Here is an 8,513-nt window from a genome sequence, read left to right on the forward strand (position 1 = left end):
CGCCTCCCGCAGCTACGGTCTCAGGCGCTGACGTGCCGCAAGTCGAGCACGCGCTGCGCCTTGCCGGTGGCGGTGGTCTTGATCTCGCCGGCATTCAGGACGCGCACGGCCGTGGAAACGCCGATCATCGTCTTCACCCGGTGCTGCAGCTCACGTGCCAGCTGGGCGCGCTCGCTATCGGCCAGCGAGGCGCAGATCTCCGAGCGCGCCTCCACCGACACGGACAGCGAATCCATATGTCCGTCGCGCGTGATGCACAGCTGGTAGTTGCCGCTGAGCCGGGCAATGCCGAGAATCAGCTCCTCGACCTGGCTCGGGAATACGTTGACGCCGCGAATGATCAGCATGTCGTCCGAGCGGCCCGTGATCTTCGCCAGCCTGCGCATCGACCGCGATGTCGGCGGCAGCAGCGCGGTAAGGTCGCGCGTGCGGTAGCGGATCATCGGCATGGCTTCCTTGGAGAGCGAGGTAAATACCAGTTCGCCCTGGCTGCCGTCGGGCAGCACTTCGCCGGTGACCGGATCGATGATCTCGGGATAGAAGTGGTCCTCCCAGACCACCGGGCCGTCCTTGCTTTCAATGCACTCGGACGCCACGCCCGGGCCCATGATCTCCGAGAGGCCGTAGATGTCGACAGCCTGGATGCCGGCCCGGGTCTCTATCTCGCCGCGCATGCCCTGCGTCCACGGCTCTGCGCCGAAGATGCCGATCTTCAGGGACGACTCCGCCGGGTTCATGCCCTGGCGTGCCATCTCGTCGATCAGGTTGAGCATGTACGAAGGCGTGACGAGAATGATCGACGGCTCGAAATCGCGGATCAACTGCACCTGTTTCTCGGTCTGGCCGCCGGACATCGGCACGACCATGCAGCCGAGCCGCTCCGCGCCGTAGTGGATGCCGAGGCCGCCTGTGAACAGGCCGTAGCCAAACGCGTTGTGCAGCGTGTCGCCACGACGGCCGCCCGCCGCACGGATCGAGCGCGCGGTCACGTTGGCCCAAGTGTCGATGTCTTTCGCGGTATAGCCCACCACGGTGGGCTTGCCGGTCGTGCCGCTCGATGCGTGCACGCGCACCACCTCGTCCTTGGGCACGGCAAACAGCCCGAACGGATAGTTGTCGCGCAGGTCTTGCTTGGACGTGGTGGGGAATTTCGCCAGGTCGGACAACTGGCGCAGGTCGTCCGGATGCACCCCGGCTGCGTCGAAAGCGCGGCGGTAGTGCGCCACGTTGTCATAGGCATGCCGCAGCGACCATTTGAGGCGCGCCAGTTGCAGCGCCTGGAGTTCGTCGCGGCTGGCTAGTTCGATGGCTTCGAGTTCACCCGGTTGAGGAATTGGCTGGACCACGGTTGTCTCCTGAGAATGACACGGCGAAATAGGATTGGACGGTGGCGGGAACGGGGGCGCCACGCAGCAGCCTGCCAACCTGGCCGTCGCGTCGACGGTCTTCGCCGTCATGCCGCGCCAGGTTGGCAACGTGCTGATCTATCGGTAGTTCGAGACCCGAAGCCGTCCGGATGCCTTGGCTTCGGCGGCAAGCCTCATGCAAACATCATGCGGGCTCGCGCTGCGGCACATGCCGCCGGCTTTGTACGACGCGGAAGCGGTTGGCGACAAACGCCGTATCGGCCAGACTCGCGTTGGCCGCGGGATTTGCGCCGGTGGCGTGGAAGTCCGAGAACGCTGCCGACTGGTTCACGAAGACGCCGCCCGTGAGGTTGACCGACAGCGCAACGCCACCGGACACCGCGGCCTCGTCAGCGGCATCGAGCACTTGTTCGTCCGTGCTGTAGACGGACAGCGTCAGCGCGCCGCGCGTGCGAGCGATGCGCGCGGCGAGTTCCAGGGAGTGCCGGGTGGAATCGGTGGCGATCACAAACGCTATCGGGCCGAACCATTCCTGCGTAAATGTCGCCTCGTCGCGATTGGCGTCGAGCTTCAGCAGGACCGGTGTGCTGACGCTTGCCTGCGGGTAGGCCGGATGCACCAGGCGCTGGCTGGCAAGGAGCGGCACGCCCAGCTTTGTTACCTGCTCGATCCGCTCGAGCACGCCCTTGTTCTGGATCGCGCCGATCAGCTCGACGGCCTTGGCGGGATCGGCCGTCAGCTTTTGCACGGCGTCGGCGATGGACTGGGCCACCACCTCGAACGGCACCGTGCCTTCGGCCGTCTTGATGCCATCGCGCGGCACGTAGATATTCTGCGGCGCGGTGCACATCTGGCCCGAGTAAAGCGCGAGGGAGAACGCGATGTTGCGCGACACCGCCTTCAGTTCATCCGCCGAGTCGATCACGATCTGGTTGACGCCCGCCTTCTCGGTATAGACCTGCGCCTGCAGCGCGTGCGCCTCCAGCCAGTCGCCGTTGGCGGTGCTGCCGGTGAAATCGATGAGCCGGATCTCGTCGCGCGTGGCCAGCGACTGCACCAGCGCGCCGTCGTTGGGCGCGGTAGCCAACAGGGTCACGACGTTCGGGTCGAAGCCGGCCTCCTCCAGCACCTGCCGCGCGATACGCACGGTGATGGCCAGCGGCAGGATCGCGGCGGGATGCGGCTTGACGATGACGGCATTGCCGGTGGCCAGATCCGCGAACAGGCCGGGGTAGCTGTTCCAGGTGGGAAACGTGCAGCAGCCGATCACCAGGCCGATCCCGCGCGGCACGACGGTGAAGCGCTTTTCCATGGCGAGCGGCGGATTCTTGCCTTGCGGCTTTTCCCAGTACGCCGTCTCCGGAATGTCGCGCATGGCATCCCACGCATAAGTGATTGCCTCGAGCGCGCGATCCTGCGCGTGCGGGCCTCCGGCCTGGAAGGCCATCATGAACGCCTGCCCGGTGGTGTGCATGACGCTGTGCGCGATCTCGAAGCTGGCCTGGTTCAGCCGCGCCAGGATCTCCATGCTCACGCCGACCCAGGCCTTCGGGCCGGCCTTGCGATATTGCACCTGCGCCGCTTGTGCCGCCGCGATCAGCGCGTCCGGCTCCGCGTTGGGATAGCCGATATTCAGCGCGAAGCCGAATGGCGAATGCTCCGTGCCAACCGTGCCATTGCTGCCGGCTTGATCGAGCGCAAAGGGCTGGCCGAGCTGCGCCTTGAATGCCGCTTCGCCGTCGGCGGCGGCGGTTTCGCCGTAGGTGCGCGGGCTGGGCATCTCATTGAAGGGGCTCCAGTAGCCTCGGGTCCGGATTGCGTCCAGGGCGTGGGCAAGTGTCTTCTCGTGTTTTTCAAACAGGGCGTGATTCATCGCGGGGCCGTATTTTTTAGAGGGTTGCGGTACTGCGCTTGCTGTGCGTCGATTTACCGTTCGTCGTAGCTCACGACAACCCGGTCGGAGACCGGATGGCATTGGCAGGTCAGCACGAAGCCGTCGTCGATCTCGTGCTGCTCCAGCGTGTAGTTCTTTTCCATCTTGACTTCGCCTTCCAGGACCTTGGCCCGGCACGTGCAGCACACGCCGCCCTTGCAGGCGTAGGGCAATGCAAGGCCCGCTTTCAGGCCGACGTCCAGCACGCTGACGCCCACATACGGCAGCCGCAGCTTGCGCTTCTTGCCGTCGATGATCAGCTCGAGATCCGCGGTCGGCGTGTCGTCGGTGATCTCGATGGGCGGCACGCCCGCTTGCGGCAACGGCGTGCCAAAGCGCTCCACGTGCACCTTCTCGGGTGGCACGCCGGCGGCCTTGAGCGCGGCCTCGGCGGCGTCCATCATCGGGCCGGGACCGCAGATGAAGGCTTCGTCGATCTCGGCCGCGGGCGTGAGCGTGGACAGGAAGGCCTGGCACTTCTCCTGATCCAGCACGCCGTTGAACAGCTCGACTTCCTGCAGGTCGTCGGACAGCACGTGATACAGCGAGAACCGGCTCATATAACGGTTCTTGAGGTCTTCGAGTTCTTCGGCAAACATGATCGCGTCGACGCTGCGGTTGCCGTACACCAGCGTGAAGCGGCTCGTCGGCTCCGTCTCCAGCGTGGTCTTGATGATCGCGAGCACGGGCGTGATGCCGGAGCCGCCCGAGAACGCCACATAGGACCGTGACAGATCGGCGTTCAGGTGCGTGAAGAAGCGGCCGTCGGGCGTCATCACTTCGATCTCGTGGCCGGGCTGCAGCGTGTCGAAGGCAAAATTGGAGAACCTGCCGCCGCGTACCCGCTTGATGCCGATGCGCAGCTCGCCATCCCGGTCATAGTCGGTGACGCCCACGCAGATCGAATACGACCGGCGGGTTTCCTCGCCATCGAGGTGCGCCTTGAGCGTGACGAATTGCCCTTGCGTGAAGCGGTACGCGTCGCGCAGGGCCTCGGGCACCTCGAACGAGACGGTCACCGCATCGGCGGTCTCGGGCCGTACCTCGCGGATACGCAGCGGATGAAATTGCGGAGTCGCCATGTTGTCGGTCCAGGTCAGTACGGTTCAGTACGGTTTGAAGTAGTCGAACGGCTCGCGGCAATCGATGCAGCGGTACAGTGCCTTGCAGGCCGTCGAGCCGAACTGCGCGAGGCGCTCGGTGTGCACGGAGCCGCATTGCGGGCATGCGGGCCTATCGTAGGCTGCCGTGCGCGGCACGAAGCGGATGGTCTTTTCTTGCGGCGCGTGGTCGGCGCCGCAGTTGCCCATCGGGGGCGCGATGCCGTACTGCCGCAGCTTGTCGCGTGCTTCGCTGGTCATCCAGTCGGTGGTCCAGGCGGGGGCTAGCACGGTGACAACGCGATGGGAAAGGATTCCGGCGGCGTTCAACGCCTGCTCGATATCCTCGGCAATCTGCGACATCGCCGGACATCCCGAATAGGTTGGCGTGATAACGACTTCGAGGGCGCCGTCGGCGCCATGGCGCACGTCCCGCAGGATGCCCAGTTCCCGAATCGACACCACCGGAATTTCCGGATCGGGTACGGCTTCGAGTACGGTCCAGGCGCGCTCCAGCATGGCGTCGGACTCCATCAGCATGTCGGCAGCGTTCATCTCGATCTACCAGGTGGCGCCGGGATGCTGGCGCGCAAGGCTCTGCATTTCAGAAAGCAGGTAGCCCATGTGTTCCGAGTGCTCGCCGTGCTTGCCGGTGGTGATGTGCTTCGCTTCGCTGGGCAGCGTGAGCGTTGCTTGCGCCACGGTGGCGGCGACGTCTGCCTGCCAGGCGGGCTCGAGGTCCGCCATCAGGGGGCCGATGCCGGCTGCCGCAACCGCGGCTTCCACCGCATCGGTCGCGAAGAACTCACGGGTGTACGGCATCAGGTAATCCAGTGCCCCCTGCGCGCGCCGGTGCGACTCCTCGGTGCCATCGCCAAAGCGGATCAACCAGTCGGCCGCGTGGGTCACGTGGTAGCGGGTTTCCTTCAGCGACTTGGCGGCGATGGCCGCCAGATCCGTGTCGGTGGACGATTGCAATGCCGTCCACAGGTGCCCCATCAACGCGGAATACAGGAAGTTGCGCGTGATCGTGACCGCATAGTCGCGCTCGGCGCGCGCCGTGCCGGCGAGCGGCCCGAAGTGGGGCAGCTCCACCAGGGTGTAGTTGGCGAACTCGCGCTCCTCGCGGAAGTAGGCATAGCTGTCTTCGGTTTTCCGCGTGCCCGTCAGCGCTTCGTCAAGGGTAGCTGCGTGCGAATACAGCAGGCGCGCCTGGCCGATCAGGTCCAGGCTGATGTTTGCCAGCGCAATGTCTTCCTCGAGCGCCGGGCCCTGGCTGCACCACTCGCTGTTGCGCTGGCCGAGGATGAGCGCATTGTCGGCAAGGCGCAGCACGTAGGACAAATGTTGGGGCGTGGTCATGTTCTGGGTCCCGGCTTACATGTGGTCGATTTCGGGCGGCAGCACGAAGAAAGTGGGATGGCGATAGATCTTGTCGCCAGCCGGCTCGAAGAACGACTCCTTGTCGGCCGGGTCGGACGCCGTGATCATGGCCGAGGGCACCACCCAGATGCTCACGCCTTCCTGCCGGCGCGTGTAGACGTCGCGCGCCATGCGCAGCGCGCCGCTGGCATCGGGCGCGTGCAGGCTGCCGCAATGCTTGTGGTCAAGGCCCTGCTTGCTACGCACGAATACTTCCCAGATTGGCCATTCCTTGTTCATCTTCGTCTCCTGTTCAAGCAGCTTGTTTGTGGGCGCGGACGGCTTGCTTCTCGGCGTAGGCCAGCGCGGCATCGCGCACCCAGGCGCCATCGTTGTGCGCTTTCACCCGGGTGGCGAGGCGCTCCTTGTTGCACGGGCCGTCGCCGTTCACCACGCGCCAGAATTCTTCCCAGTCGATCGCGCCGTAGTCGTGCGCACCGCGCGCCTCGTTCCACTTCAGGTCCGGATCGGGCAGGGTCACGCCAAGGATCTTGGCTTGCTCGACCGTCGCGTCCACAAACTTCTGGCGCAGGTCGTCGTTGGAGATCCGCTTGATGCCCCACTTGAACGACTGGCCGCTGTGGATGGAATCCTTGTCGCTGGGGCCGAACATCATCAGCACCGGCCACCACCAGCGGTTCACCGCCTGCTGCACCATGTCTTTCTGGGCCTGCGTGCCCTTCATCATCGACAGCAGCGCGTCGAAGCCCTGGCGCTGATGAAAGGACTCCTCCTTGCAGATGCGGATCATGGCGCGCGCGTACGGGCCGTAGGTGCAGCGGCACAGCGGGATCTGGTTCATGATCGCCGCGCCATCCACCAGCCAGCCGATCACGCCCACGTCCGCCCAGGTGGGCGTCGGGTAATTGAAGATGCTCGAATACTTGGCTTTGCCGGCGTGCAAGGCATCGACCAGCTGGTCGCGCGACACGCCCATTGTTTCAGCCGCGCTGTACAGGTAGAGGCCATGGCCGCCCTCATCCTGCACCTTGGCGAGCAGGATGGCCTTGCGCTTAAGGCTCGGCGCCCGGCTGATCCAGTTGCCCTCGGGCTGCATGCCGACGATTTCGGAATGCGCGTGCTGCGAGATCTGGCGGATCAGGGTCTTGCGGTACGCATCGGGCATCCAGTCCTGCGCCTCGATCTTGCCGTCAGCGTCCATCACCGCGTCGAAATGCGCCTGCTCCGGCGAGACGTCGGCTTGCACCGTTTCGAGCGGCTGGGCGTTGCCCGGGATATCAAGAGATTGGGTGTACATGGCAATTTCCTGTGAACCGATGCCGCAGTATATTTATAAACCGACCGTCCGGTTGATTTATTATTTAGATCGACATGCCAAAAGCAATAGCCACATAGGCTTACCCGGTGAGGAACTTGCTACCTGAAAGAAACGGCGTGATGAGCGAGGCATATTTGCCCTGGGATAGCCTCTCCTTCATGCAGCATTAGGCAGGACCACCTCCCTGCCAGGAATCCCGACGCACGGCCTGCTTCCCCCCTGATGCCGCACCCGGGCAGTAAAATGCAAATTTGCCCCCTGGGGAAGAAAGTGTGCGTAAAGCGCGAGCTTGCCGCGATTGGCATCGCAGCTGTCCTGTCTGCCACGCAGGTGGTGTGGGCTGCGGCCGACGCGCCGACCTTGTCCGAGACGCCGCCGTCGACCGAAGCGTCGCCACCGGCGGGTAGCGCGAACTGCTGGGAAACGCTCTGGTCTCGCCCGGATGCGAAAGTGCAGATGGAGGCAGACGGCGCCATGCCGATGTCTATTACGACGGTCCAGGATCCGCTAGAAAGTACGCCGGCGGGATGTCAGGCGATTATCCATATTCACTCGAAGAGCGCGCTTGCAGCGCTGATGGGGCCGCCAGTCATTGCGGATCAACGCGACCTGGTCAGCATCTCGCCGCTCGCCGCGCCATCGGCGATCCACATCGAAGTCCACTCAGAGATCAATGCGAGAGCGCGCTATGCCCGGCTCTATGGCGCATCGACAAGCATCGGCGAAGGTGTGATCAACTACGCGGGTGTCGATCTGCGCGAGGGCGCGATACTTGGCGGCGAGACGGTCAACTCCAGCGTTACGCTCAAGATCTATGCGCGAGGAACGGATGAGGAGGTGGGTGAACTGCGCGCCCCGCACGCCACGATCACCATCGGCTCGCGCCGCGTCGGACGGCGCCGCATCATTGAAACAGCGCTAGGCCGCAAGGAGTGCATACCGATCACTTACGAAAAGCGTTCCTCGCTTGGGCCGACGCAACTCGTCGATACGCTGATCATGACAACGCCTTCGGTCATGCAGATCACAGATTGGTATTGCCCAAGCGAGCGCTTCGTGCTGCGTACGGAAGTACGAGAGCAGGGCAAGGTTCAGCGGATCGATACGACGGCAATCATGCCGGTCGGCGCGGCACCCTGATTCCCGTTCGGGGACCAGGCAGGCAAGCCAGGCAGAACGCACAGCAGCGCTACATTGCCCTGGGCTGCAACATGGTCTGGGCGCCGGCCGGTTGCGAACCCGGTTTGCCGGAGACAAAAAAAGCCCGCCGGTCTGGCGGGCTGAGACTGCTGACAAAGTTGCGAACCATCCGGTTTGCTCCCCTCTCCCACTTGTGGGAGAGGGGTCGGGGGAGAGGGCGGGCGCTCGCATAGCGTGAGGACTTCCACTTCGTAGGGACTCCCGGGGGGGGG

The 8,513-nt window shown here is 64.4% G+C and carries 8 protein-coding genes; 1 reads left to right on the forward strand and 7 read right to left on the reverse strand.

What is annotated here, in order from left to right; translation table 11 throughout:
• Positions 1-20: 20 nt before the first annotated feature.
• The 7 genes from paaK to paaA form a co-directional block, all read right to left on the reverse strand.
• On the reverse strand, positions 21-1,346 hold the full coding sequence (gene paaK / locus ACYP5B_RS25320; RefSeq protein ID WP_318237378.1) for a phenylacetate--CoA ligase PaaK: 1,326 nt from the start codon (positions 1,344-1,346) through the stop codon (positions 21-23).
• Between the two features lie 205 nt (positions 1,347-1,551).
• Positions 1,552-3,240 (reverse strand): phenylacetic acid degradation protein PaaN, encoded by a 1,689-nt coding sequence (paaN, locus tag ACYP5B_RS25325; RefSeq protein ID WP_459571514.1) that lies wholly within the window; start codon positions 3,238-3,240, stop codon positions 1,552-1,554.
• A gap of 53 nt (positions 3,241-3,293) precedes the next feature.
• Positions 3,294-4,382 carry a 1,2-phenylacetyl-CoA epoxidase subunit PaaE gene (gene paaE / locus ACYP5B_RS25330; RefSeq protein WP_459571515.1) on the reverse strand — a complete coding sequence of 363 codons (1,089 nt, stop codon included), beginning with the start codon at positions 4,380-4,382 and terminating at the stop codon, positions 3,294-3,296.
• Positions 4,383-4,406: 24 nt separating this feature from the next.
• On the reverse strand, positions 4,407-4,955 hold the full coding sequence (gene paaD / locus ACYP5B_RS25335) for a 1,2-phenylacetyl-CoA epoxidase subunit PaaD (RefSeq protein WP_459571516.1): 549 nt from the start codon (positions 4,953-4,955) through the stop codon (positions 4,407-4,409).
• A gap of 6 nt (positions 4,956-4,961) precedes the next feature.
• A complete protein-coding gene (gene paaC, locus ACYP5B_RS25340; protein WP_459571517.1) occupies positions 4,962-5,762 on the reverse strand; it encodes a 1,2-phenylacetyl-CoA epoxidase subunit PaaC in 801 nt (266 codons plus the stop codon).
• Positions 5,763-5,777: 15 nt separating this feature from the next.
• Positions 5,778-6,062 carry a 1,2-phenylacetyl-CoA epoxidase subunit PaaB gene (paaB, locus tag ACYP5B_RS25345; RefSeq protein WP_318237373.1) on the reverse strand — a complete coding sequence of 95 codons (285 nt, stop codon included), beginning with the start codon at positions 6,060-6,062 and terminating at the stop codon, positions 5,778-5,780.
• 13 nt (positions 6,063-6,075) lie between these two features.
• Positions 6,076-7,080, reverse strand: coding sequence for a 1,2-phenylacetyl-CoA epoxidase subunit PaaA (gene paaA / locus ACYP5B_RS25350; RefSeq protein ID WP_459571519.1), 1,005 nt, complete (start codon positions 7,078-7,080; stop codon positions 6,076-6,078).
• 264 nt (positions 7,081-7,344) lie between these two features.
• Here paaA and ACYP5B_RS25355 point away from each other — a divergent pair, with 264 nt between their 5' ends.
• Positions 7,345-8,241 (forward strand): hypothetical protein, encoded by an 897-nt coding sequence (locus ACYP5B_RS25355; protein WP_459571520.1) that lies wholly within the window; start codon positions 7,345-7,347, stop codon positions 8,239-8,241.
• Positions 8,242-8,513 lie beyond the last annotated feature (272 nt).

The sequence above is a fragment of the Cupriavidus sp. 8B genome (assembly GCF_054589115.1).